The organism is Paenibacillus sp. JCM 9796 (assembly GCF_055379675.1).
This window is the reverse complement of record NZ_AP043723.1, coordinates 3,152,727-3,177,681: the sequence shown is the minus strand read 5'-3', so window position 1 is coordinate 3,177,681 and position 24,955 is coordinate 3,152,727. Positions and strand designations below refer to the sequence as shown.

Genomic DNA, 24,955 nt, shown 5'->3' with positions numbered 1-24,955 from the left:
CCAGTATATACCGACGGTCGGTTTTTCACAATGCCGTGTCGGCCGATGCCGCTGAACCTTGTCGAATCCCGCCCCGATGAGGGTGGGGGCGATGACGATCCGCCGTCCATAGCGCGTTCAAGTTGTCCGCCGGCGTCCAGATGCCGTTCCGGCCGTAAAACCCGTAGGTCAGCACGAGGATGAGAAGCACGAGCAGCGCTTGCTGCAACAGCTTAGTCCCATCCGTCAGCGGTACGGCGAACGAGACGAGCGATACGCCGTAATCGTCGTTGAACCATAGATCGAGCGCCCAGTTATGCGCCGCATGCACGGCGGAGGATATCCAGAGCGAGCCGCTCTTCAAGTAGACGTAGCCGTAACACAGGCCTCCGATGAAATGGATGAGCAGCGGGTACATGTGCAGCCCTTTCGTCGGGATATGCGTCAGCGCGAACAGGAACGAGGCGGCGAGCAGCATCCCGAGCGGGCGCAGCCGGTGCAGATTGGCGAACATGTAGCCGCGATTCAGCACCTCTTCCTGCATGGAGGCGATGAGCCAGCCCAGGAAGCCGTACGCCGCGGCACCCAGGAAGGCCGTGTCGCCCAGCTTCTCGAGCCGGAACACGGTGCCTAGCCCGGGCTCCCGGCTTGCCGCCGCGAAGGCGAAGACGATGGCGGTCGTCATCGACGCCGTTACCGCCGCAGCGGCGAAGGCCAGATCCTTGCGGCGTACGGCGAAGCCGAGCCGGAACGGCCGGCCGCGGTCGAGCAGCTTGTATGCGGCGAATACAGCCGCAGTGAGCCAGAGACCGACGAGAACGTTCATAGAAGCGAGAAAAGCGTATTCCGTTCGCACCCTTTCAAGCTGGTCCATAACGGCCAATACGCCGAGAAACGCAAACATCGAGACGAAGTAGGCGACAATGGCCATACTGACGGGTTGAAGCGTGGGGACATAGGTTTATACTCTCCTTTAAAGTGAAGTTCGCGCAGGGCGCCGCCGATTGACCGTACAAACTTGTCTTTTCCGCCCCAGATACAGACCGTCGGTCGGTTTGTTAATAAGTTCAGTATACATACCGACCGACGGTCTGTCAAGGGGCACAATAACCGCCCTCCGTCAAGCGCCGTCATTTTGCCGCACGGCGTTGCCGCTGGGCAACGATCGGGTACAAGCCGTACAGCCCGCTTCACTCCTCAAATCAAACAATCGCACCTCGCTTAACGGATGACATCCGGCAAGCGAGGTGCGATTAAAGAGATGCCAAGCTTATTTATCCTTGAAGTGCATCGTGAAAAAAGCATTGTTCAGACGCTTCCACTGTTCGTCGGTCTTGACCGCATCATTCAGACGCAAGCGGACCGTGTACACAATGCCGTGCTTCTCGAACACGTACTCGTTCTGCGTGTAAGGCACGTTGCGGCTCTTGTATTGCGTCGCGTATTTCTTCACATCGGTATCAAACAGCTTCTCATCCGTTACCGTGTATTTGTAGTTGGCGTCCGTTTCGGCGCTTTTCTTGTAGTCCTGCTCCAAGCTGTTCACCTCGTCCTGGAGGTCGCTGGAATCGTCGGCGGTAATCGTGAAGCTGCCGCCCTCGAAATGGAACGTCTTCCTATCCGAGCCGCTCTCGTCGTCGTAACCGCCGGTCCAATCTTCCGGCGCTTTCACGGAGTACCGGTATTTTTCGTTGGTGTATGTCGATGTTCTGTTCAGGTCGAGCAGATCGTCTTCGTCTTGGATAAAACCGAGCGAAGGGTTGGTCGCTTCTTTCGGGAAATGGATCGATTTCTTCAAATCGGCTATCACTTCATTCATTTCCTCTTGATTCGCGTCCTCCGGGTAGGTCGTTATCAATTCGTACTTGTATTTGTCTTTGATCAAGTAAATGACGTGCATATGCTCCCATTTATCGCCCATCGTATAGGAGTAGCGGTTCTCGATGGCGGCGACGTCGGCGATTTCGGTCTCTTCAGCGCCCTTCACCTTCCGGTAGTCGGCCACATATCGATCCGTAAACCGGCTTTCCTCGCGGTTAGCCCATGCCTTCAACGTATCGCCGGAAGCGGCTGACGTCACTTGAACCGATAACGATTTCTCCTCGTCCTCGCTTCGGTAGGTCAGTCCCCCGCCCCATTCGCTGCCGCTCCACTCCGCCGGTACGTCGAACATGAGACCATACGGCGTCGTAACCGTGTCTTGGGTCTGATAGACGGAGATGTCTTTGAGCCCGCCATTGTCAGCGTCATACGAAAGCACGAACGAATCGAGCAAATCGTTATAGCTGTTGCGCTTGAAGCTGTTGTTGTACAGTTCCCCGCTCTTGACAGCCAGTGTGATGTAGAAAATTTTATCAGCCTTCTGATAAGCCCGAACCTGATAAAACTGGTCGCCGAACTCGCGTTTGCCGATTAATTTCGCATAGTTGTCCGGCTCCTGCTCGACATATTGCTTCTCCAGTACGGTGTTGCCGTATTGGTTGTCACTCAGCTTGCGCAGCAGGCCAAGAGGCGACAGATCGACGCTTTGCTTCTCCTGGATGTTGATGTTGATCGCGAACTCTCCCTTGGAATCGGCGAACGATACGCTTTCGCCGTCGGAGGATTGATCAACCTTGATCAGTCCCGCCGGATACTTCATTGACCAGCCGTAGTGGCTGTCGCCGATATGCGTCTTGCCTTGGTCCGCATCGATATAAGAGCCGTCCGCCTCTTGCTCCGGCGAAGTCGCGCTGGACTCGTCCTCGCCAAGCGTCAATTCGGCGACCTTCTGCCCGGCGGCGTTCTGCAGCTTCAGCTTCACCTTCTGCTCCGGCAAAAATTTCTTTAATGCCTCATTATATTCCACAAGCGTTCTTGTCTTGGCTTCTTCGATCGCCATCAAGACGTCGCCCTGCTTCACGCCCGCTTTCGCCGCCGGTGAATCCGGCTCCACATACGTCACTTCCAGCCCGTTGCCGGACGGAATGCCGACGACCGCCTCCCAGCTCTCGCCAAGCTCGACGCCAAGATACGGACGTTTCACCTTGCCGTATTTAAAGAAGTGGTCGAGCACGTGCTGCACCGTATCGATCGGGATGGCGAAGCCCAGACTGTCGACGCCGTACTCTACGTACTTCAGCGTATTAATGCCGATCACTTCGCCCTTCAGGTTGACGAGCGCCCCGCCGCTGTTGCCCGGGTTGATCGCCGCATCGGTTTGAATGAGCTGATATTTCGATTGCACGGAACGCTCCATGCCGCTGACAATTCCATACGTAACCGAATTGCGCAGCGTGAAGGACAGCGGCGTGCCGATCGCCATGACCGGCTCGCCGACCTTAATGTCGGTCGGGCTGGCAAACGTGGCGGCGGACAATCCGGTCGCTTCGATCTTGACGAGCGCCAAGTCGCTCTCCTCGTCGTAATGGGTCGTCTTGCCCGTATAGGACTTGCCGTCGGAAGTGACGACCGTTATGTTATGCATATCTTTGACCACGTGCGCATTCGTTAAAATATATCCGTTGCTTCGAACGACTACCCCGGTGCCGTGCGCCAGATTGTAACGGCTCGATTGCCATACCTTCTTGCTGTCCGTCGGCTTGCCGATGATGGCAACCACCGAGGATGTCGTTTTGTCGATGACGGCCGGGATGACGCCGCGATCCTCGGCAGCTCCGGCGTAAGCGGCAGGCGCCGACAACGTCGCCAGGATAACCGCGGTTGCGGTCGCTTTTACCACTTTGTTGCGGATGGTTCTGAGCTTTTTCATTCGTTGGTTTCTCCCCACGCCCATATAAATTGACCAATTATTTCCATGTATACTAAAATCTATCACAATCGCGAAATCGTTTGCAAGATAAATATAAAGAAAGAACGGAGGCCGATGCTTGCCGTCATGGCTTGTCTAACGCAAGCCGCCAAACGAAGAGGCTGCCCCCTCAGTGAAAGCTGGAGGAACAGCCTCTTGATTGAACCGTTTAAGCTTCGCCGGCCGCGGGCGGTGTGAACGTGCGCTGGGCGAGTTCGGCGTCCAGCATGTAGAACGCGTTGCTGTCCTTATCGATGCGGCGCAGCTTCTGAATGATGCTATCGAACGTTGCTTCTTCCTCCACCTGCTCGTCGATAAACCATTTCAGGAAGTTGATCGTCGCATGCTCGCGGTCGTTCCAGGCCGAATCCGATAAAGCGTAGATGCGCTTCGTGACCTCCTGCTCGTGGGCGAAGGCATGTTCGAATGTATCAAGCATCGACGTGTACTCGTTTGGCACGTCAGGCATGCCGGTTACCAACGCGCGTTTGCCGAGCGTATTGATAAAATGGAAAATTTTCATTGCGTGGAACTTCTCTTCCTCCGCTTGAACGATGAAAAAATTCGCAAACCCATCGAAGCTTTCCGACGAGCAGTAGGCAGCCATGGCCAAGTAAACTTGAGATGAATAAAACTCGAAGTTCATTTGATCGTTTAATTGCGCGAGTAACGGTTCTTTTAGCATGTGTTCACGCCCTTTATCCGAAAGTTATGCGCGGGTTATTGTGCGACGGCAAACGAATGTTTATCCGCACACGCCGATTCAGGCTCTTCGAACCGCGCAGGATTGCGTCCTATTTTATCATGTTCCATGATCTTCCTCAACCGGGCAACCGCCTAATCAGGTGCTCTGACACTGCGCCGGGGGATAAGAAAGTTTATTTGGGGTAATTTAGAAAGGAGTCTAGGTATCCGCTGCCTGCGGGGTTCAGGAACAGGACGTCCGCACCGAAGCCAAGCGCAAGCGCTTATACTCGGATGTTTTTGATGATGGACGGACTGGCGTTAGGTGTCGGCATGCGTCGCGACATCAACACCAATTATTACCGCCTGATGCTTGAAGTTAGTAAATTTGCCGAAAATGGAGCCGAGATTATGATGAATAACCGATGGCTGGAGAAGCCGCCCAGCGCTGTTGACCGTAAAGCTTTAGCACGTTTGTAAGTACGAGACGCGTCTCTATGCCAAAAAAAATCCCTCTCGAATCTTTATTTTGGTGTATTGCCTTCCCCGGTTTCGGCCAATTTCTAAATGGACAGTACTTCAAAGGTATCATCCTCATCGCGCTTGAGTTCGCCATCAATATGGGGGCGAATCTGAACACAACGATCATCGAGAGCTTTCAGGGCCGAATTCAGCTATCAATCGAGCATACGGACTATCAGTGGCTGATGTTTTATCCTTGCGTATACATGTTCGGCATTTGGGACGCGTACAAACATGCCGGAGGAGGAAAATCGCCGAATGCCACATTTCCGTTCGTCTTTTGCGCCTTCTTCGCTACGGTAGGCGTGGTGTACTCCCCGAACTTCCGAATTGCGGGCGTGCTGCTCGGACCGGTATGGCTGCCTATGCTGTTCGCCTTCATCGGCGTCTTCTTCGGCCTGGGAATCAAGCGCCTGCTGGATGGCAAGGCAAAAGGATCCGCTTAGACAAAACGGATCCTCTTCCTGCTTAGTTGACGACATTCACCACAATTGTCGTTTTCTTCTTCGCGTAGGTGACCGTAACGGTCGCTTTTCCTTTGCCCGTCGCCTTGATGGTACCGTCTTTCACGTCCGCTATTCGAATGTTCGTGGAAGACCAGAGCCCTTCGACCGTGACATCCTCTTCGGTTCCGTCAAAGAAGGTAGCGACGGCTTTCATTTGCAGCGTTTCGCCCTTCTTCATCTCCACGGCAACTTCATTCGTCTTCAAATATTTAAGCTTGTCGACTTCTACAGGAATGCTCACGGTTTTGCCCCCGAACGAAACAAGTACCGTCGCCGTTCCCGAATCGACCGCCGTAACCCATCCGCCCGCTACATCGACTATTTTATAACTGCTGGATCTCCATACGCCCTGATCGGTTACATCCTTCTTCGTGCCGTCAGACAGCAGAGCGGTTAACGTAATTTGAACCGACTGCCCCTTCTTGGTCGAAATGAACTTCCTGTCGACTTCCAGCGACTGAACGACCCCGATTTCCACCGGAATCGACACCGTCTTGCCCCCGAAGGCCGCCGTAATGGTCGTCTTGCCGCGGGATACCGGCGTGACAACGCCGTTCACGACTTGAACGACCTTCTCATCGCCGGACTTCCATTCCGCCTCGGCGGTGACATTCTTGCTCACTCCGCTTCCGTCCGTCGCGGTCAGCGCAATGACCTTCGTTTCGCCCAAATCGAAAGCGAGCATGGAAGGCGCAGCCGTCAGCTTGTTAGCCGTATCCACTTGAACCGTCACCGTAACGGATTTACCGCCAAAGCTGCCGGTAACCTTGGCTTCGCCTGCGCCCTCAGCCGTAATGACGCCTTGTTCGACCGTCGCCGCATTCGCGTTCGAGGTGCTCCATTGCGCGTCCTGCACAACGTCGAGGCTCGTCCCATCCGTATACGTTGCCGTCAGCTTGATCGTGTAAGCCTCATGCTTCTTCAAGATCAACAGCGTCTTATCGGCCGTTAACGTCTTCAAGACGCCGACCGATACGGGAATCGCAATCGATCTTGTCCCGAATTGCGCCTTAATCGTCGTAGCGCCGGTGCCGACGCCGGTAATGAGACCGCGTTTAACCTCGGCGATGTCGGCCGCTGCAGTTGACCATTCCGCCCTGGACGTGACGTCTTCCTCGCGTCCGTCGGCATAGACGGCTTTCAGCGTCACCTGTTCGGACGAACCCGCTTGAAAGTTGACCGCCTTCACGCTTGGAACCAGCTTGGTCGGCACATCGACCGAGAGGTCCAGGGACACGCTCTTGCCGCCATACTTCGCCGTAATGGTCGCCCGACCGGCTTTATAGGCGGTTATTTTCCCTCCCGAAACATCCGCGGTCCCGGTGCTGTCGGATTTCCACTCGGCTTGTCCGGTGACGTCTTCTTCCGTCCCGTCCGCGTAAGTAGCTTGCAAGGTGACTTGCTCGGATTCTCCAGTTTTCAAGGCAAGATCTTCCTTGCTCAGCTCCAGTCTGCGCGGTACGTCGACATCAACTCGCGTCGTCACCGTCTTGTTCCCGTACTTCGCGGATACGGTCGCTTCCCCGGATTCATTGGCGCTAAGCTTCCCTTTGATGACATAGACGACGTCTTCGTCGGTCGAAGACCACTCCGCCCGGCCCGTAATGTCTTCCGAGCTCCCGTCGGGATAAGTCGCCACCAGCTTCAGCTGCTCCGTCGCATTCTTCTTCATGAACAGGCTCTGCTGATCGAGGGCGATCTTCATGGCTTGATCGACATCGACCTTGATCGTCGTCGACTTGGTCCCGTAAGCCGCTTTAATCGTCGCTTGGCCCGGGCCGTATCCGGTGATTTTACCTTTAATGACGTCGGCCACCGTCTCATCATCCGACTCCCAGTCCGCTTTATCCGAAACATCCTCTACCGAACCGTCCGGGTAGGTAGCGAACAGCTTGACGGATTCCGTTTCGTTCAACAGCAAGGAGACTTGCGTTTTCTCCGGATCCACCCGTTTCACGATCTCAACATAGACCGGCACGGTTACCTGCTGATTGTTATATTTGGCCGTAATACTCGTGCTTCCGGAGCTTTGCCCCGTCACGTTGCCATTGACGACCGTCGCAATCGAACCGTTATCGATGTTCCAATCGGATTTGGCCGTTACGTCTTCGGAGGTTCCGTCGTCGTAATAAGCCGTCAATTTGATCTGCTCCGATTGTCCCTGCCGAAGCTCGATGAGCTGCTTATCTTTAATTAAAGAACGGACCCGCTTCGTCACGTCCACGTTGACAATGACGGTCTTGCCCATATAAGTGGAGGTGATAACCGCCTTTCCTTCTTTCTTTGCGGTCACGGAACCGGCGTATACCGAAGCCACGTCCGGATCTCCTGAATTCCACTCCGTCTTCACAGTAACGTTCTCCGTCGTGCCGCTAACGTAAACGGCGGTAGCCGTTAAGGCCGCGGTGGCCCCCACTTCCAGGGACAGCTCGTTCTTATTCAGCACCAGGCTCGATATTTGTTCCTGCGCCCGTACGCTCACGCTTCCAAAAGCGCTGGTCGCCACTACAAATCCAAGCAGAAGCATTAACAATCTGGTCATGCGAACACGCAATTGCTTCATCTTTCGCGTTTTCTCCTCTCCACGATTTGGTAAACCCGCCTCATCTATTATCGTCAGCCGCCGAAGGAACCTTTAGCTTTTTCCTCACTTCTTCCGAAATTTCAGCAAACTTTCAGTTTTCGACACCCCGTATGCTTATGGACGTTTAACGTTGACATGGAAGGTTGCTGCGTGGAATATGCTGTACCAAGCGCATTTTGCGGCGCCGCCGCAGGATGATTTTCCTTCAAAGGAGAAGGTTGCATGCAAATTCACGTGATTCAACCCGGACAATCGCTCTATCAGTTGTCCCAAACGTATGGCGTCCCCGTGCAAACGATCGCCGAAGCGAACGAAATCGACACCGCCAGCACGCTGGTCGTCGGTCAGGCGCTCGTCATCCCGATGGTGGGCCAATATTATTGGGTTCATCAAGGGGACAGCCTGTTTAAGATCGCCCGAACGTACGGCATAACGCCGGAAAGACTCGCAGCCGTCAACGGGATCAGCGTCAACCAGCCGCTTACCGTCGGCCAGCGGCTCTATATTCCTCCGGCGCCTCGCCGTCAGGCGGAAATCAACGCCTACATCGAGCCTCGGGGCGACAGCGTCTCCCCCGCCCTGACCCAGGCGGCGCGCGAGACCGCCCCGCATCTGACGTACCTCGCCCCGTTCAGCTTCCGCATTCAGCGGGACGGCACCCTCCTTGCGCCGCCGCTGGGCGAGCTGCCGCAAATCGCGGCCGAGCAGAAGGTCACGCTCATGATGGTCGTTACGAACCTCGAGAAAGACCAGTTCAGCGCCGAGCTCGGCGAAGCCGTACTGAACAACGAAGACTTGCAGAGCAAGCTTCTCGCCAACATCATCGCCACCGCCAAACGGCTGAACTTCCGCGACATTCATTTCGACATCGAACATCTGCGCCCGCAGGACAAAGAGGCGTACAATCGCTTCCTGAGGAAGGCGGCCGAGGCGATTCACCGCGAAGGGTTCCTGATCTCGACCGCCCTCGCCCCGAAAACAAGCGCAGCCCAAACCGGCGAGTGGTACACCGCCCATGACTACAAGGCCCACGGCGAGATCGCCGATTTCGTTATCATCATGACGTACGAATGGGGCTACAGCGGCGGCCCGCCGATGCCCGTCTCCCCGATCGGTCCGGTGCGCCGGGTCCTGGAATACGCCCTCACGGAAATGCCCGGCTCCAAAATTATGATGGGGCAAAACCTATACGGCTACGACTGGACGCTGCCCTACGTTCCAGGCGGGGCCTATGCGAAAGCGGTCAGCCCGCAGGAGGCCATCCGTCTAGCCCGGGCTAACAAGGCCCGGATCGAGTACGATGCGAAGGAACAAGCGCCTCATTTTTCGTACTGGGATGCGAACCGGAAACAGCACGTCGTCTGGTTCGAGGACGCGCGTTCCATCCAGGCGAAATTCAACTTAGTGAAAGAGCTGGAGCTGCGGGGAGTCAGCTACTGGAAGCTGGGCTTGAGCTTTCCTCAAAACTGGCTGCTGCTTGAGGATAACTTTACGGTGGTCAAAAAACAGTCGTCCACATAAGCGGCCTTGCCGGCGACTACAATGCGCCCGCCTGCGGCGTGGCGATGGTGCGGGCCACCGCCATGCGCTGACGCTTGGCGGTGGCGGAGACGTACACCGCCAAGCTGCAAATCGGGTAGGAGGCTACTCATTATTTGAGTAGCCGACCTCCCACACCACCGTACGTACCGTTCGGTATACGGCGGTTCCTAAGTTTACACAGTGACTTGCCGGTAATAATCTGAAAAGAATAGGAATCCCAGATTCTTAATTGTGGTGTTGTTGAGGGATGTTGCGAGGATCGGGCTGTTGGACGTTCGCCAATAGCCCTTTCTTGTGTTTGCGTATTCCCACGCCTTCTGATCATGGATTCCAAGTGACTTCAATCTATCGAATCTTGTTCTCACCCGTTTCCATTGTTTCCAGAAAATCATTCGAATTCGCCTTCGCATCCATTCGTCCGTCGTTTGGAGCAACTTCTTCATATCGGCAATCTTGAAGTAGTTCACCCACCCCGTGATGTACCGTTTGAGTTTCATTGCCCGGTCATCGTTCCCCATACCGTTTCTTCTCGACGTCAGCTCTTTTACTTTGGCTTTCATCTTGGAGATCGATTTAGGATGTATCCTGACCTTTGTTTGTCCCTTTCGGCTATAGAATGAGAAGCCAAGAAACTTTATTCTTTTCGCTTCATCCACAACCGTCTTTTCTCGATTCACCCTGAGGAGCAATTTCTGTTCGATGAAGGGGAGGATATTTGTCAATGTTCGTTCCGCGCTCCTTCTGCTCTTGCAGAAGATGAGCATGTCGTCTGCATAACGAACGAAACGATGTCCTCTCTTCTCTAGTTCCATATCCAATTCATTTAACATGATGTTGCTCAGGATTGGACTTAGGTTCCCTCCCTGTGGCACGCCGAGTTCCGTTTCTTCGAATTTGTGTTTAACAACCACGCCAGCCTTCAGATATTTGTGAATGAGCGATATGACTCGTCCGTCCTTTATGGTTCTAGACAGCACTTCGATCAGCTTACTTTGGTTGACCGTATCGAAGTATTTCTCCAGATCCATGTCGACGACATGTTCATAGCCATCATCAATATTCACCTGACTTTTCCGGATCGCATCGTGTGCTTTCCGTTTCGGGCGGAAGCCGTAACTGTTCTCCGAAAATTGCTTTTCGCAGATCGGTGTCAACACTTGGGCAATAGCCTGCTGGATGAATCGGTCCACCACCGTTGGGATTCCCAGATTTCTTTTCTTTCCGTTCTCTTTCGGGATTTCGACCCGTCGAACGGGATTTGGACGGTATTTGCCGTCCAGGATTTGTTGTTTGATGGTTTCACCGTTTTCTCTGAGATATTGTAGAAGTTCATCTACTCCCATCCCGTCGACTCCGTGCGTTCCCTTATTCGCTTTGACTCGCTTGAACGCTTCGTTCAGGTTGTCTCGGCTCACGATCTTCTCAAGCAACTTATCCCCCGACTTGCTTGTGTTGGCATCGTCCTTTTCAGCTATCCTCTCAGGAATGTGCACTCCCGCATATCCTTCGTGTTCCGCACTATCTTTCTGCGTGGAGCCTTCTTTTCGAAGTTGGCTGCCCTTTGCTCCTGTTCTGGTAACATTCATTGATGATCACCTCCTAAGGTTCAGCCCTTCCCTTCTGCTGTCGACGGCAGAAGGTACTATGGCGTCTGCTGACTTCTCATGATAAATCTTGTTTCAACCGTGATTCGAAGTCCATCTCCTCACGTCCATGAGACCTCCCACGGTAAGACGACTCACTTTCCTTCCATGCACCCGCATCATTTACAATGGTACGTCCGTGTAGTTGATTGGACTTCGCTTTGTTTTGCAAGCTCATCCCATACCTTATGCCTGATGATGTTCGTGTTCCTCGGGTCGGAATTTTGCCTCCAGCTTCCTTCAGATTCCACCTCGCGATGGACACCCTTGCTCTTGGCTAGTGGTTGGTAACTACAAACCCCCACAGCGGACTTTCACCGCCTAGTTAGTCGCCATGCGTGGCGCACAAAAAAGGCACGAACCTCCTCGGTTCGTGCCTAGTCGTCGCTTTGCAGCCGCTTCATGAAATCTTCGGCTGCGCTGTAGCCCTGCTGACGCAAGTACCAGTTGTTGGCTGCCGCCTCCACCAATCCGGCCACGTCGCGTCCGGGCTGCAGTTGGATTTCGATATGCGGAATGCGGATATCCATGTACTCGGTAAACTTCGGCTCCAGCTCCAGCTCGTTGTTGAGCGCGTGATCCTGCCATTTCGTCAGCTCGATATCGAGCACGATCCGCGTCTCGTCCTGGAACGCCTTGCGTCCGTACAGTCGCGAAACGTTAATAAGCCCGATGCTGCGCAGGGCAAGGAACTCCTTCGTCTTGCCGTTATGCGTGCCGAGAATCGTCTCGGGTCCGATTTTCTTCAGAACGACGATGTCATCGGCCACCAGCCGGTGTCCCCTCCGAATGAGCGTATGCGCAGTTTCACTCTTGCCGACGCCGGACTTGCCGCGCAGCAGTATACCGATGCCCGACACGTTGACGCATACGCCGTGCACGGCAATCTCCTGCGCCAAAGCTTTGGTCAGATAAGCGTCGACAAGCTCGATGAATCTGGACGACGGAAGCGGCGTGCGGAGCAGCGGAATACCTTCTTCCTCGCAATACTTCTTCAAATATTTCAACCCTTCCTGATTGCGGGTAACCACAAAGCAAGGCGGGTGATATTTCACGATATTGCCGATGTGCAGGTTGCGTTCTTCTTCGCTAAGCGTATGCAAGTAAGTAATTTCTTTGCTTCCGAGCACCTGCACATGCGCATGCGGGAAAAAATCGAAATACCCGACAAACTCAAGGCCCGGCCGGTGCACCCTCCCTTTGGGGATGACGGCGTTTAATTTATGGCTTCCCGCCAGCACTTCCAAGGAGAAGCGCTCGACCAAATCCTGAACCGTTACCGATTTCATACAGCTTCTCTCCTTTAACCAGGTCATTCAACGTACTAGTTCTACAGCTTCAAGCCGATTCCTCCCTGCAAAGAAAGCATTTCCATGACAATTGGGCTCCGCTTCGCGCTTACACGCCATTCGTCTGGTGCAGCTGGCGGTTCCCTGCGAAGGAAAGAGCCGTTTTTGCATTTATATGTCATATTACCTAACCTTAATAACCTGGGATTACTCCGCCCTTTGTATAAAATTACAAATCCAGCACCTTTTATTGTTAAAAAAAACAAACTCGTCCGAATTTTCTAGTTCCACACTCCCTCGACCGGTATATGTATGTTATATTTTATGACATAAAAGACAGGGGGAGCTTGACTATGAAATCGAAGTCATCGTTTAAGGCGTCCAGCCTTCAAAGTTTGTTCGTGCCCGGCATGTTCGTGATGAACCGACTGCGTTATTTGTATAAATTCATCTTGATCGGGAGCGTCTTCTTCATTCCGATTGTGATTTTGATGCTGCAGTTGACTGGCGAAGCGAACCGGAATATCCGGTTTGCGGAGCAGGAGAAACAAGGGGCTCTTTTTCTCAAGCCGCTGGAGAGTCTATTTACCGATCTGGGACAATACCGCCTTGCGGCATTGGGGAACACCATCGGAACACCCCCGACAAAGGAGAGACTTCAAGAGCTGGAGGCCCGCATCGAGCGCTCCCTCGAAGCTCTGGACCGGCTTGCGCTTCAATACAAGGACGAGCTGCAAGCGACCGAAGTCGTCGCCGACATCTCCGCAAGCTGGCGGGAGCTCAAAGCGGTATCGGACGGCTCCAGCCCGACCAAAACCGATGAAACCCATAAGAAGCTGGATGAACGCTTCGTACAGCTGATCGATACGGTCAAAGTGAACTCCAATCTGATTCTCGATCCACAGCTCAGCTCCTACTACTTAATGGATTCCATAACCTCCACTTATCCTTCGCTGCTCGCCAAATTGAATCAAGCTGCGGCCATCGGCATGGAAGTCAGCAGCAAGACGCGTTTCTCAAACTCTGCGCAAAAAGACGAGCTGCTCCTGGCGATCGGGGAAGTCGACAAGCATCAAAAGACGCTTGCCAAATCCATCATAACCGCAGCCAAAACCGAGCCCGCTTTGCTCGAATCCCTCGTGAAGGAATTGAGCGAAAGCGAGAATGCAGTCGTTCAGTTTAACGATCTGCTGCATGTGCAGCTGATTAACAATGCGTTTATCATTGTGGAGCCGGAGAAGGTCCGAACGCTCTATGAGGCGGCCGTCACCGCCAGCGAGAACCTGTACGCGAAGGAGATGGGCCTGCTGGTCCAGCAGCTGGACCAGCGGATAGCGAAGTATCACGCGACCAAGACGTTCTCGCTCTGGACCGTAGTTATCGTCCTCCTGTTCATCGCTTATTTATTCTTCTCCTTTACCCTTTCCTTGCAGCGAAGCATCCGGCAATTAGGCGAGGTCTCGCAACAATTGGGCGAAGGCCGCCTAACGGTCAGAGTCCCCGTGGAGACGAAGGACGAATTCAGATATGTCATGAACGCCTTCAATGCGCTCGCCGATTCGTTCCTGCAGGTTGTACAAGAGGGCAGGCACGTTTCCAGAACGACCTTGTCCGCTTCCGAACAGTTACACGCGATCAGCACGTCAAGCACGGAGTTAACGAACAAGATCTCCCAGGCCTTCAAGGAAGTCGTGGCGGGGGCCGAAGTTCAAGTACAAGCCGCGCAAGAAACTTCCACTGCGATGAATGAAATGTCCGCCGGCGTGCAAAAAATCGCCGAATCCTCGTTCGTCGTTGCGGAGACGGCCGCTCACGCCGCCGAACAATCGGATAAAGGCCGCCTTGTTGTCGAAGACGCCATCCGGCAGATGAATCGGATTAAAGATAATGTGGCCGGCACGTCGGTGACGATCCGGCAGCTGGCGGAATTAACCCTTCAGATTGACCGCATTCTCAAAGTCATACGTGACATCTCCGAACAGACCCGGTTGTTGTCGTTGAACGCCTCCATTGAGGCGGCGCGTGCCGGAGAGCACGGCCGTGGCTTTCAGGTCGTCGCCCTGGAGGTGAAGAAGCTGGCCGACGGCTCCACCGAGGCAGCCAAGCAAATTGCCGGATTAGTCGCGGAAATTACGCGCAGCTGCCGTAACGCCGTCGACCGAACCGAGCAGGATGCCTCGGAAGTTGACAAAGGCGCCGTCGCGATGGGCAATGTGGGGACGATCTTCGCCATGCTCGTAGGCGCTGTCAGTCAAGTATCCGAGCAAATCCAGGAAGTGTCCGCCGTCGCCGAGCAAATGTCGGCCGGAACCGAGCAAGTATCCGCATCCATGGAGGAAACGGTCCGCATCTCCCGTCATTCCACCCGGCACCTCCAGCAAGTAGCCTCGGCCAATGAAGAGCAGTTGGCTTCGATGCATCGCATTTTCCGCTCGGCCGAAACGCTCCAAACGTCTTCTCAAGAACTGCAGCGCTTGCTGGATCGGTTTAGAATATAGGCTGCATACGAAGAACCTTAACCCTGCTGATGTTTCGCGGGGTTAAGGTTCTTTGCTGCCGCAGTAAATGGAGATACAAGCTAAACTTATCATTAGTCCAAAGGGGATTCGCACGCATGCCGGATATGACGGAGATTCATTACGCGGTGGCCGGCATCATCATCGGTGCCATGTAACATCGCCGGGGGCTTCTGTAAGCTGAAGGTGTCTGTTCCTAGACTGGCGAGGCGCCTTATCCGGATTGAACCGGCTACGAGGCAGCCTCGCTTAACGGCAATCTAACCGTCACCTCGGTGCCTTGGTACAGAACGCTCGCGATCTCGATTTCGCCGGCGAAATGGTCGATCAATTGCTTCGCCATGAACAAACCGATCCCTTGGCCGCTTTTTTCATGGTTCATTTTCTCATACTTGCGGAACAGCTTACGGGTCTGTTCTTCGCTCATCCCGATGCCTTGGTCGCGTATGACCAGCACGACTCGCTTCCCCTGAACACCGGCCTTGAACCAAACCGTGCCGCCCTCATGACTGTATTTAATCGCATTGCTCAGCAGATTGGAGATGATAAGCTTCAACCCGATCGCATTCCCGAGTATCGTCTCACCGCCGAGACTGCATTCGCTGTGCAGCGCGATAGCTTGCGTACGGGCTTTCGTTACCATCATAGGCAGCACCTCGCAAACGATAGGCGCTACCGCGATTTTCGATTTCACCCACAGCGATTCCGACGACAGCATCTGTTCCGTGTTGATAATATGCGTAATTTCATTATCGATAACGTCCACATAATCGATGATCGCCTGCAGCTTCGCTTGGGCGGACCGATCTTCTTCCCTGTTCTGCAGCAAGGTCGCGTAAGCTTTAATCACCGTCAAGGGATTGCGAACCTCGTGCGAGACGACGTGCGCAAACTCCAGCTTCTGCTTGTATAAATCGACTTCCGATTGCATTTGGGTATGTACGGCAAGCGAAGGGAACAGCACCGTTTTTCCTTTTTGGTTATAAAAGGTCGATTTCGCCAAGCTGGTATCGGTCATGACGTACTCATGGCTCTTCAGCATCTCGTTCTGCACGTTGGCCGGCACATGGCGCCCATCATACACGCACACTCCGAGAATCCCCCACTCGCTCAAGGACGTATCGCAATGACACTCATACTTCCGCAGCTGCTCCAGGATGTCCGCCTGGTCCTGCCAATAGACATGACCCCAAGACCGCACCGTAAGCAGGCGATTGACAAAGGGCTGGAACAACTCTTCCAGGCTTTCCAAGATCAGCTTTACATGAAACGCCCCGTACTTGCCGTAAAACTCCCGGTGATCGAAAAAATGGATATGCTCGAACTCCTTCTCTTCGATCACATCGGTTAAACGCTCGTAGATGAGCCGCTGGTTGTCGAGACTATCGATAAGCACGATTTCCTGCCCTTGCCGAAGTCCGGTACGAACAAACGCCACGGCATTGCTCAGGTAGCCCTCATAAGATTCGTAAAAATATAGGATGTGCGCCCCATTCGAAACGTCAATTTGGTCCGTTAATGAAATCGATGCCATCGCCATCTTACACACTCCCGCCTGCCGCTAGTCCACAAGTTAATGGTGTTGATTTCTTACATTCGACGTTACAAATAATTATCCTTTATCTGGATGGGACTGATTCCGGGCTTGTCCCCGTTCCCGCGTATAGTAAGCCTCGATCTTCTTGCTGGCCCATAACGAAGCGCCGATAAACAGCAGCACGTAGACGATTTGCGCCGGATTGCGGATATACCGCTCCAGGTCGTAACCGATATAGGAAACGTAGAACACCATAATGGCTTTGCCGAACAGGATCGCGATCAAGAACGAACGCAGCCGCATTCCTGCAAGGCCGGCCGCCATATTAACGACCACGAAGGGGCCTACGGGAAACAAACTTAACAGAAACACATAACCGAACGCGTTCCGGCGAACCCATCTCATGCTTCGCTCCACCTTCGGGCGGCGGGCCCACTTCTCCAGGTATGGATGTCCGGAGATTCGGCGCACGAGCTGGAAAGTCACCAGGCAGCCGCTCACCATGCCGAGCCAGGAATAGAAGAAGCCGAGCCATAATCCGTACACCGCAGCGTTCACGCCAACAATGACGATCGTAGGCAAGGGCGGGATGAAAGATTTCAGGAAGGTCAAAAGTATACCGGGGAGAGGCCCCAGGCTACGGTAACGTTCCAGCAAATCTTTGAGGTTATCCTCGGTCAAATAAGAGATCATATCCCAGGCTCCTTTTCAAGAACTCGTTAAAAAATGCGTTATTTTATTATACGTTGAACCGGATCGAATTGAATAGCGGGAAAAAAAATACGATGGCGAGTAAAAAAAAGCCTGACCCAGTTAACGGTCAAAGCTTTTATGAACGGAGCCGGAAGCGATCATCGCCCAATTTTCACGAAAATCTGTATGTCTGTGGATATGTTGATATCGACATGAAAACTTATGCACAGCAAGCGATTGCCGCTTGTGGGCTTTGTGTATAACCCTGTGGATAAACATCGTTGTCAGCACGGTATCCCCCCCGAGTCCGCCGGCCCGGATAAGCTCATCGAATCAGGAATCCCGATCATCAACAACGCCAATAAGCGAGGTTAAATGAACGGCTTAATACTGGAAATAAACCACTTTCATCTCGGTATAAAATTCTTTGTTCGAGCTTCCGATCGAGTACGCGCCGAAGCCGGATTGCTTCACGCCCCCAAACGGCATATGGGCCGCGCTTGCCGTGCCATGTTGATATGCACCATGCCGCTTTCCACCTGATCGGCAATACGGTAAGCCGAGGATAGATTTTCAGTAAAAATGGCTGCCGCCAATCCATATTCGACCGAATTGGCGATCTCAAGAGCTTGCTGCTCGCTTTCCACCGAAATGATGACAATCGGGGATTTCAGCCCCTCCAGACCGGGCTGCCTGCAATTGTAAGCATGGTAATTTTCTCTTCCATTATATCCATAACTTTGGTTATAATTTCTTAAGTGCTCACAATACGTTCACAGGAGATGGTTCGATGGAACTAGCGTTTCACTTTAGCAGATGGCTACATATTGTTGCGGGTTTTTTGGCGTTACTCATATTTTGGATCCCGATTGTCACGAAGAAGGGCGGAAAGACGCATAATCGGATCGGCTGGATTTATGTATACGCGATGACCATCGTCTCCATTAGCGCTTTGTATATGGGGATTTTTCGCATTTTCCTGGATCCGACCAGCGATCAGGACCGCATCTCGTTCTCATGGTTCTTAATCTTTATCTCGATCCTGAGCGGAGCCAGCGCCTGGTACGGCATTCGGGTGCTTCGCTTTAAACGGCGGCAGGAGAAGCACCGCAACGTATGGGATTTGATGTTCCCTATCCTGTTATTGCTCTCCGGAGCCGGCATCAGTATTTACGGGTTTACAATTGCTTTCCCCTTGCTGCAATACTTCCCGCTCCTCGGGATTTTCCTCGGCGTAACCCATCTTCTGTATTGGTTAAAGGCACCCCGATTAAAAATGCATTGGGTCATGGAGCATATTGCCGGCATGCTCACCTGTTGTATCGCGACCATTACGGCCTTCACCGTATTCGGCGCTCCCAAGCTGCTGCATATCCAATCCGTCAGCACCATCCTGTGGTTTATACCGACGATCGTTATCGTTCCTTTACTGATCGGGTTCTCCAATTACTATAAGAAGAAGTACAATCCGCCGAAGAACCGGGCCACCCTTGAACGGTAGCAACGCCCCCGTCACGGATAACCATTCCGGGCCGTTCCACACGAAAGCGCGCTGACCTCAAACGGTCAGCGCGCTCGCTCCTAAAGCTGTATGGCTGTCCTTACACAATATCGAGAGGAACTTTTCTGGAGGGCTTGGGAAAGACGGCATCCAGTCTTTGCAAGTCTTCTTCCGTTAACTGAACGAGGCCTGCCGCCGCATTCTCAAGCACATGCTCTTCCGTCGATGCCTTAGGTATGGCTATCGCATCTCCGTTTCGGATACACCATGCCAAGAGAAGCTGCAACGGCTTGATATGATGCCGATCGGCGATGTCCTTGACCACTTCGTTCTCCACCAGCCCTTTTCTTAAAGATCCAGCCTGCGCCATAGGACAGTAGGCCATGATCGGCATACGGTGTTCTCTTTGCCAAGGCAGCAAATCATATTCAATGCCGCGGGAACCAAGGTGATAGAGTACTTGATTCGTTACACAATGCGAACCTTTAGCCAACGCGGACAGCTCTTTCATATCGGCCGTATCGAGGTTCGAGACGCCCCATCTCCGTATTTTTCCCGCTTCAACCAGTCTTTCCATGCCTTCTATCGTTTCGCTTAAAGGAACGCTGCCTCTCCAGTGAAGCAGGTACAGGTCGAGGCGGTCCGTCTTTAATCGTTTCAGGCTATCTTCACAGCTTTTGGCTATTCGGCCCCGTCCGGCATTATGCGGATACACCTTGGAAACCAGAAATACGCGATCCCTTATGCCTTCGATCGCTTCCCCGACCAGCGACTCGGATCTTCCGTCACCATACATTTCCGCGGTATCGATCAAGCTCATGCCAAGCTCCACACCGAGTCTTAAGGTTTTCATTTCTTCCTGCCTTTTGGAAGGCTCGTCTCCGATAAACCAAGTGCCTTGACCGAGTCTGGGCAATACGGTTCCGTCCGGAAGCGTAACGGTACGCCCGGCGTTCGCACTTTTTATATTTTCGATTTGTTCCCGGCTGATTTTAGCCACAGGCTCCATCTCCTTCATCCGTTCATTTGCGGTATTTTTCCCCTAAGGCGGCATCCTAAACCTTCCCTCTCCAGCCAATCACGATCATATTTCACCAAATCGAGCCATCGACACCCGGACTTCACTCCCCCTGGTTGTAAGCATCGGATTCGTAAACAGAACCCATCGCCCTAAACGTATTTTACAATAACCAAGGCCCGGATGCCGGTAAATCCTGGTGGATCCATGTACGCCGGGCCGGTATCCAGAAATACCGGAATTCATGCAAAAAAGGAGCCCGAACCGAGTACCTTCGGCCGAACCCCTTGTCTGATCGATTTGCCAACGCTCCACTAGCCGGTTAAGCATGGATGACGGGCTGCATACATGCCAGCATCGGCTGATGAACGAAACCATTGCTCGCGACGATGTTTTTCGTGAATAAATCGAAGGGGCGACCTGCCGTATCCGTCACGGTCCCTCCCGCCTCCTGAATGAGAATAACCCCTGCTGCCGTATCCCACACGTTCAGCCCGTATTCCCAGTAGGCTCCGAGCTTGCCCGATGCGACATAAGCCAATTGCAGGGCCGCTGACCCTAACGACCGGATAGACCTGCATTTCCCGCTCAATTCACCCAGACATTCCACGCCCACGGCTCTTGCCCGCTCATCCGTCGGAAAGCCGGTGCCAAGTAAAGTTTGTTCCAACCGGTCCACGTTCGACACCGATATGCGTTTCCCGTTCACGAATGCGCCCTGCCCCTTCGCGGCCCAATACATTTCGTCCGAGCAGGGGTCATAGATGACGCCTGCCGTCAGCTCCCCCCGGCAAGCTAAAGCGATGGACACCGTAAACCCCGGCATGTTATGGACAAAGTTGCTGGTGCCGTCGATCGGGTCGACAATCCATAGGAACGGCTCAGCCGACGCTTGCTCCAGCCTGCCAACGAATCGCTCGCCGCTGCCGAACGACTCTTCCTCCCCCAAGAAGGTATGCCCGGGATATTGTTCCTCAATGCGCTGCCGGATCATCAGCTCGGAAGCCCGATCAATTTCCGTGACAAGGTCAAAGCTTGAGCTTTTCTCATCCGTCACATAGGAAGTCCCTAAACGGGATTTGATCATGGCTCCGGCATCCCTGGCAATCCGCTTGGCGATCTCCAAATGGTTCAAATAGAACCTCCTCTTTTCTGGATCAAAATTGATCTCCTCCCTACTCCTGACCCGGCGGCAGCAGAGTAATGGATTGGCCCGACAGCCCAAGCCGGATCAGATCTCCCGCGCTTTTCGGCTCATGTAAATGATGCATGTAATCGACTACAACCACGGTTTGCCCGCCTAACGCGACTTCATATTCGACGTAAGGCCCAAGGTAAATCGCCCGTTCCACCGTGCCCTGGAACTTGCCTTCGGGATCGATGCTCCAAAATTCAGGCCGGATGACGCAATCGACCCGTTCCCCCGCTTTGACCTCAAAGATCGGGTCCTTCGGAATGACCAGTCTTTGACCCAGCAAGTTCAACCCGATATGGCGGGAGTCCGATTGCTCGACGATCGCCTTGAGGAAATTCGCCTTGCCCATAAAGTTGGCCACGAATTGATTGCAGGGTCTCATATAAATTTTCCGGGGCGATCCGATCTGCTGGATCTCGCCTTTGTTCATGATCACGACTTTATCCGAGATGGCCATCGCTTCCGCCTGATCGTGCGTGACGTAGAGGCTCGTGATGCCGAGGCGCTGCTGGATTTTGCGCAGTTCATCGCGCATATATTCGCGGAGCTTGGCGTCCAGATTGGACAGCGGCTCGTCGAATAACAGCACCTTCGGTTCGGTAACGACTGCCCGCGCCAGCGCCACGCGCTGCTGCTGTCCGCCGGACAGCAGCGAAGGCAGGCGGTCTTTCATTTTGTCCAAGTGCATCAAGGCCAGCACCTTGTCTACCCGTTCTTTGACCTGTGACTTCGGAATCGGCTTAATGCTCAAACCGTATGCGACATTGTCATATACGGTCATGTGGGGAAACAACGCGTAGCTCTGGAAGACCATGCCCACATCGCGCTTATTCGGCGGCAAATGGGTAATGGTCTGCCCATTGATCGAAATCTCTCCCGCTGTAGGCGTCTCAAATCCGGCCAGCATCCGCAGCGTCGTCGTCTTGCCGCAGCCTGACGGGCCAAGCAGCGTAACGAGCTGTCCCGGTTCGATATCCAGCGACACCTTGTTGACGGCATAGACCGGTTCTTCGCCCGAATGGCCGGGAAACTGCTTGACGATCCCGGCAAATGTTACTTTGGATGATGGAACGGTTTCCACGATTGCGCGCATATCAGAAGGCCCTCCTCTTCTTCGACCCGAGTTGATTGACCAGCAGTTGCAAGATACCGAGAGCCGCCATGACGATAACGATCAGGATGACGCAATAAGCGGCGGCCACCCCCAAGCGGCTCCCTTCGACTTGAGAGAGGATTGTGACCGTCATCAGGTTCCAATTGACAGAGACGAGAAAAATGATGGCGCTGATCGAAGTCATCGATTTCACGAACGAATAAACGAGGGCGGAAAACAAGGCCGGACGCATCAGCGGCAGCGCTATTCTCCGGAACGTCGTGTAACTGTTCGCGCCCAGGATGGCCGATGCCTCTTCGATCGACGGGTCCACTTGGCGGAGACTGTTCGTGCCTCCCTCTATGCCGACCGGCATATTGCGGAACGTCAAGCAGATGATGATGATCGCGGCCGTACCGGTCAGCAGCAGCGGCTTTTCATTGAATGCCAGGATATACCCGATCCCAACGACGGTGCCGGGTACGGCAAAGGTGAGCATGGAGCTGATTTCCATCCACTTTTTGCCGATAAACTTTTTGCGGATGATTAGAAAAGCGATGATCATGCCAAGCAGGGCCGTAATCGGCGTGGAAATGACCGAAAGCAGCAGCGAGTTCGTAATCGAATCAAAACCGCGGGAGAGCACGTATTTGAAGTTGTCCAGCGTCATCGAATGGTTGATTCCCCATATCTTGACAAAGGCGCCCCAGACGACGGTCCCGTAAAAGACGAGGATTGCGCCGGTGATCAGCCCGCAAAAAGCGAACAGCGGCCAGACAATATAGTTCTCCCGAATCGGCATTTCCGTATGGGACGGTTTGCCGGTTACGGTTACATACGATTTTTTGCTGATCCAATATTTTTGGAGGAAATACGTCGTCATGGCCGGAAACAGAATGGCGACCGCCATAATGGCCCCCCCGCGCAAATCGTACATCCCGGTAATTTGCAGATAAGCTTCCACCGCGAGGGTGGAATAATCGCCCGCGATCACCATCGGATTGCCGAAATCCTCGATGGACTTGATGAATACGAGCAGCAGCGAGCTGAAAATTCCGGGAATGGCCAAGGGCAGCGTTATCGTTGTAAATACTTTCAGGCGGGAAGCGCCCAGATTCAATGCAGCATTCTCCACCGCCGTATCGATGGACTCCAGAATGCCCTTTAAATTCAAGTAAGCAATCGGGAAGAAGGACAACGTCTGGATGACAATCAAGCTGGTCAAGCCATACACGTTCGAGCCCTGCCACCCGAACAAGCCGCTCGTGATGAGGCCGTTACGCCCGAACAAAAGGATCACCGACAGCGCAATGACAAATGGCGGCGAAATGATCGGCAGCAGCGCGACCAGATGAAAGAAAGACTTGCCTTTCATGCTGGTTCGGGTGTTGGCATAGGCGAATACGAATCCGATGACAGAGCTGGTCAGCGCCGCGATGACGCCCAATTGCATGCTGTTCCAAAAGGACCGCAGGAATGAACGGCTTCCCAGCGTTTTCGCTACGGTCGTAAAGTCCAGCCCTTTATCGCTGACCAAGGTTATTTTGAACACCTGATAAATGGGATACACGGCAAAAAGAAACAGGGAAACGAAAATAAGAATGATGAGGCCCAGCAACCAGGGCTCTTTCCACATTTGCTGCAGGATTGACGTAAGTTTCGAAGTGGTTGATGCCCTGTTCAAGTTTGCGGCTGGTTCCAACTTAGCCAAATGGCCTTCCCCCTTTCCTTAAGAGAGGCTGCTGCAAGCCTCCCTCTATTTTGCCGCATCCGCACCTTTGATTTTTTCATTAAACTTCGTTACAAGGTCCTTCCGTTGTTGTCCCGCCCAGACAGCGTCATAATTGACCACTTTCAGCTCGCTTATTGTCGTCAGGCCGTCGGAAGTTTTGGCTTCGGGATTTACAGGCAGGCGGAACGTTTTGTATGTCTCGTACAAACCTTGCGCTTCTTTGCTGATCGCCCAGTCGATGAACTTCTTCGCGTTGTCCAACTCGTCAGCCGGCCCGCCTTTGATCAACGCCGCAGCCCCGACTTCATAACCGGTTCCTTCTTTGGGGAACACAAGCGTGATCGGGTAACCTTCCGACTTGGGTTTCAAAATGTCATGCGAGAAGGAAATGCCCACGGCCGCTTCGCCTAATCCCGCCTGCTTCGCCGGCGCCGATCCCGACTTCGTATACTGCAGGACATTCGCATCCAGCTTCTTCAAGTAATCGAAGGCTTTCTCCTCGCCCATCAACTGAACCAGCGAGGCCACTACGGTATAGGCCGTGCCGGAGGAACCGGGATGCGAAATGGAAATGTTCTTCTTGAATTCCGGCTTCAGCAGATCCTCCCACGATTCAGGCGCTTTCACGTTGTTCTTCTTGAGCCATTCCGTATTGACGGCAAACCCGAGAGGACCGACATAGAGCGGCGTCCATAATCCGTCTTTGTCCAAGTATTCCTTCGGCAGCTTATCGATGCCTTGCGGTGTGTATTTATCGAGCAGTCCTTCCTTGGAGGCCGCGACGAAGGTGTCGGATGGGCCGCCATACCAAACGCTGGCCTGCGGGTTATTTTTCTCCGCCTGCAAACGGGCTAGCGTCTCTCCTGCCGACAAACGGACGAATTTGACTTTAATTCCGCTCGCTTTCTCAAATTCGTTAGCATAATTAATGGCTTCCTCTTCGGGATAAGCCGTATACATCTTCAATTGCTTCGACGATTTCGCTGCCGGCTGCTTCGCTTCCTCAGACGCCTTCTGCCCGCTGCCGCCGGCGGCCGGTTGATCCGCCGTAGATGAACCGCATGCTGTCATCCCGAGTACAGCAAGCGTCAATGCGGTAAGCTGGACAGCCTTGAATCTTTTTTTCATAGG

At 53.5% G+C, this 24,955-nt stretch carries 18 protein-coding genes and 1 pseudogene; 5 read left to right on the top strand and 14 right to left on the bottom strand.

Annotated elements, in window-relative coordinates; translation table 11 throughout:
• Positions 1 to 25: 25 nt before the first annotated feature.
• The 3 genes from ACZ439_RS15270 to ACZ439_RS15260 form a co-directional block, all read right to left on the bottom strand.
• Positions 26 to 910: a CPBP family intramembrane glutamic endopeptidase gene (locus ACZ439_RS15270; RefSeq protein WP_054800042.1), complete on the bottom strand. Its 885-nt coding sequence runs from the start codon at positions 908 to 910 to the stop codon at positions 26 to 28.
• A 339-nt stretch (positions 911 to 1,249) separates the two neighbouring features.
• Positions 1,250 to 3,730, bottom strand: a complete 2,481-nt coding sequence (locus tag ACZ439_RS15265) for a S1C family serine protease (RefSeq protein WP_141334403.1) — start codon at positions 3,728 to 3,730, stop codon at positions 1,250 to 1,252.
• 208 nt (positions 3,731 to 3,938) lie between these two features.
• Positions 3,939 to 4,454 (bottom strand): ferritin, encoded by a 516-nt coding sequence (locus tag ACZ439_RS15260; protein ID WP_127608616.1) that lies wholly within the window; start codon positions 4,452 to 4,454, stop codon positions 3,939 to 3,941.
• Between the two features lie 302 nt (positions 4,455 to 4,756).
• On the opposite strand from ACZ439_RS15260, the gene ACZ439_RS15255 reads away from it, so the two are divergent.
• Positions 4,757 to 4,933, top strand: coding sequence for a DUF3231 family protein (locus tag ACZ439_RS15255; RefSeq protein WP_181410072.1), 177 nt, complete (start codon positions 4,757 to 4,759; stop codon positions 4,931 to 4,933).
• A 17-nt stretch (positions 4,934 to 4,950) separates the two neighbouring features.
• Positions 4,951 to 5,421, top strand: coding sequence for a hypothetical protein (locus tag ACZ439_RS15250; protein WP_054797654.1), 471 nt, complete (start codon positions 4,951 to 4,953; stop codon positions 5,419 to 5,421).
• A gap of 22 nt (positions 5,422 to 5,443) precedes the next feature.
• Here ACZ439_RS15250 and ACZ439_RS15245 read toward each other — a convergent pair whose 3' ends face one another.
• Complete coding sequence (locus ACZ439_RS15245) at positions 5,444 to 8,044, bottom strand: Ig-like domain-containing protein (RefSeq protein WP_054797653.1); 2,601 nt, start codon at positions 8,042 to 8,044, stop codon at positions 5,444 to 5,446.
• A gap of 243 nt (positions 8,045 to 8,287) precedes the next feature.
• Here ACZ439_RS15245 and ACZ439_RS15240 point away from each other — a divergent pair, with 243 nt between their 5' ends.
• Complete coding sequence (locus ACZ439_RS15240) at positions 8,288 to 9,586, top strand: glycoside hydrolase family 18 protein (protein ID WP_141334402.1); 1,299 nt, start codon at positions 8,288 to 8,290, stop codon at positions 9,584 to 9,586.
• A gap of 194 nt (positions 9,587 to 9,780) precedes the next feature.
• Here the strand turns inward: ACZ439_RS15240 and ltrA are convergent, their stop codons facing one another.
• Together ltrA and hprK are read right to left on the bottom strand one after the other, a co-directional pair.
• Positions 9,781 to 11,193, bottom strand: coding sequence for a group II intron reverse transcriptase/maturase (gene ltrA, locus ACZ439_RS15235; RefSeq protein ID WP_054798695.1), 1,413 nt, complete (start codon positions 11,191 to 11,193; stop codon positions 9,781 to 9,783).
• A 434-nt stretch (positions 11,194 to 11,627) separates the two neighbouring features.
• The gene (gene hprK / locus ACZ439_RS15230) at positions 11,628 to 12,539 is read right to left on the bottom strand and encodes an HPr(Ser) kinase/phosphatase (protein WP_054796542.1); all 912 of its coding nucleotides are present in this window, start codon (positions 12,537 to 12,539) and stop codon (positions 11,628 to 11,630) included.
• Between the two features lie 353 nt (positions 12,540 to 12,892).
• Between hprK and ACZ439_RS15225 the strand changes: the two genes are divergently transcribed.
• A complete protein-coding gene (locus ACZ439_RS15225) occupies positions 12,893 to 15,037 on the top strand; it encodes a methyl-accepting chemotaxis protein (RefSeq protein ID WP_196426902.1) in 2,145 nt (714 codons plus the stop codon).
• A 250-nt stretch (positions 15,038 to 15,287) separates the two neighbouring features.
• Here ACZ439_RS15225 and ACZ439_RS15220 read toward each other — a convergent pair whose 3' ends face one another.
• The 3 genes and pseudogenes from ACZ439_RS15220 to ACZ439_RS15210 all read right to left on the bottom strand — a co-directional run bounded on the left by ACZ439_RS15220 (position 15,288) and on the right by ACZ439_RS15210 (position 17,932).
• Positions 15,288 to 16,595 carry an MEDS domain-containing protein gene (locus tag ACZ439_RS15220; RefSeq protein WP_155614671.1) on the bottom strand — a complete coding sequence of 436 codons (1,308 nt, stop codon included), beginning with the start codon at positions 16,593 to 16,595 and terminating at the stop codon, positions 15,288 to 15,290.
• Between the two features lie 72 nt (positions 16,596 to 16,667).
• A complete protein-coding gene (locus tag ACZ439_RS15215; protein WP_054796536.1) occupies positions 16,668 to 17,285 on the bottom strand; it encodes a TVP38/TMEM64 family protein in 618 nt (205 codons plus the stop codon).
• Positions 17,286 to 17,669: 384 nt separating this feature from the next.
• Positions 17,670 to 17,932, bottom strand: a pseudogene (locus ACZ439_RS15210) (aldehyde dehydrogenase family protein).
• A 143-nt stretch (positions 17,933 to 18,075) separates the two neighbouring features.
• Here ACZ439_RS15210 and ACZ439_RS15205 point away from each other — a divergent pair.
• Entirely contained in the window at positions 18,076 to 18,786 is a 711-nt protein-coding gene (locus tag ACZ439_RS15205; protein WP_464619873.1) for a DUF2306 domain-containing protein, read from the top strand.
• 100 nt (positions 18,787 to 18,886) lie between these two features.
• Here the strand turns inward: ACZ439_RS15205 and ACZ439_RS15200 are convergent, their stop codons facing one another.
• The 5 genes from ACZ439_RS15200 to ACZ439_RS15180 form a co-directional block, all read right to left on the bottom strand.
• The gene (locus tag ACZ439_RS15200; RefSeq protein WP_054796535.1) at positions 18,887 to 19,786 is read right to left on the bottom strand and encodes an aldo/keto reductase; all 900 of its coding nucleotides are present in this window, start codon (positions 19,784 to 19,786) and stop codon (positions 18,887 to 18,889) included.
• A 340-nt stretch (positions 19,787 to 20,126) separates the two neighbouring features.
• Positions 20,127 to 20,939 (bottom strand): inositol monophosphatase family protein, encoded by an 813-nt coding sequence (locus ACZ439_RS15195; protein WP_054796534.1) that lies wholly within the window; start codon positions 20,937 to 20,939, stop codon positions 20,127 to 20,129.
• A gap of 40 nt (positions 20,940 to 20,979) precedes the next feature.
• On the bottom strand, positions 20,980 to 22,092 hold the full coding sequence (locus tag ACZ439_RS15190; RefSeq protein WP_054796533.1) for an ABC transporter ATP-binding protein: 1,113 nt from the start codon (positions 22,090 to 22,092) through the stop codon (positions 20,980 to 20,982).
• Position 22,093: 1 nt separating this feature from the next.
• Positions 22,094 to 23,803, bottom strand: coding sequence for an ABC transporter permease (locus ACZ439_RS15185; protein ID WP_218029643.1), 1,710 nt, complete (start codon positions 23,801 to 23,803; stop codon positions 22,094 to 22,096).
• Positions 23,804 to 23,848: 45 nt separating this feature from the next.
• Entirely contained in the window at positions 23,849 to 24,952 is a 1,104-nt protein-coding gene (locus tag ACZ439_RS15180; RefSeq protein WP_464619872.1) for an ABC transporter substrate-binding protein, read from the bottom strand.
• Positions 24,953 to 24,955 lie beyond the last annotated feature (3 nt).

What these genes read in the sequence shown, in the direction of transcription:
- ACZ439_RS15215 (WP_054796536.1), bottom strand. Translation starts at nt 17,285, where the DNA reads ATGATCTCTTATTTGACCGAGGATAACCTCAAAGATTTGCTGGAACGT.
- ACZ439_RS15240 (WP_141334402.1), top strand. Translation starts at nt 8,288, where the DNA reads ATGCAAATTCACGTGATTCAACCCGGACAATCGCTCTATCAGTTGTCC.
- ACZ439_RS15260 (WP_127608616.1), bottom strand. Translation starts at nt 4,454, where the DNA reads ATGCTAAAAGAACCGTTACTCGCGCAATTAAACGATCAAATGAACTTC.
- ACZ439_RS15190 (WP_054796533.1), bottom strand. Translation starts at nt 22,092, where the DNA reads ATGCGCGCAATCGTGGAAACCGTTCCATCATCCAAAGTAACATTTGCC.
- ACZ439_RS15265 (WP_141334403.1), bottom strand. Translation starts at nt 3,730, where the DNA reads ATGAAAAAGCTCAGAACCATCCGCAACAAAGTGGTAAAAGCGACCGCA.
- ACZ439_RS15180 (WP_464619872.1), bottom strand. Translation starts at nt 24,952, where the DNA reads ATGAAAAAAAGATTCAAGGCTGTCCAGCTTACCGCATTGACGCTTGCT.
- ACZ439_RS15250 (WP_054797654.1), top strand. Translation starts at nt 4,951, where the DNA reads ATGCCAAAAAAAATCCCTCTCGAATCTTTATTTTGGTGTATTGCCTTC.
- ACZ439_RS15255 (WP_181410072.1), top strand. Translation starts at nt 4,757, where the DNA reads ATGATGGACGGACTGGCGTTAGGTGTCGGCATGCGTCGCGACATCAAC.
- ACZ439_RS15225 (WP_196426902.1), top strand. Translation starts at nt 12,893, where the DNA reads ATGAAATCGAAGTCATCGTTTAAGGCGTCCAGCCTTCAAAGTTTGTTC.
- ACZ439_RS15270 (WP_054800042.1), bottom strand. Translation starts at nt 910, where the DNA reads ATGGCCATTGTCGCCTACTTCGTCTCGATGTTTGCGTTTCTCGGCGTA.
- ACZ439_RS15220 (WP_155614671.1), bottom strand. Translation starts at nt 16,595, where the DNA reads ATGGCGATGGCATCGATTTCATTAACGGACCAAATTGACGTTTCGAAT.
- ltrA (WP_054798695.1), bottom strand. Translation starts at nt 11,193, where the DNA reads ATGAATGTTACCAGAACAGGAGCAAAGGGCAGCCAACTTCGAAAAGAA.
- ACZ439_RS15245 (WP_054797653.1), bottom strand. Translation starts at nt 8,044, where the DNA reads ATGAAGCAATTGCGTGTTCGCATGACCAGATTGTTAATGCTTCTGCTT.
- ACZ439_RS15205 (WP_464619873.1), top strand. Translation starts at nt 18,076, where the DNA reads ATGGAACTAGCGTTTCACTTTAGCAGATGGCTACATATTGTTGCGGGT.
- hprK (WP_054796542.1), bottom strand. Translation starts at nt 12,539, where the DNA reads ATGAAATCGGTAACGGTTCAGGATTTGGTCGAGCGCTTCTCCTTGGAA.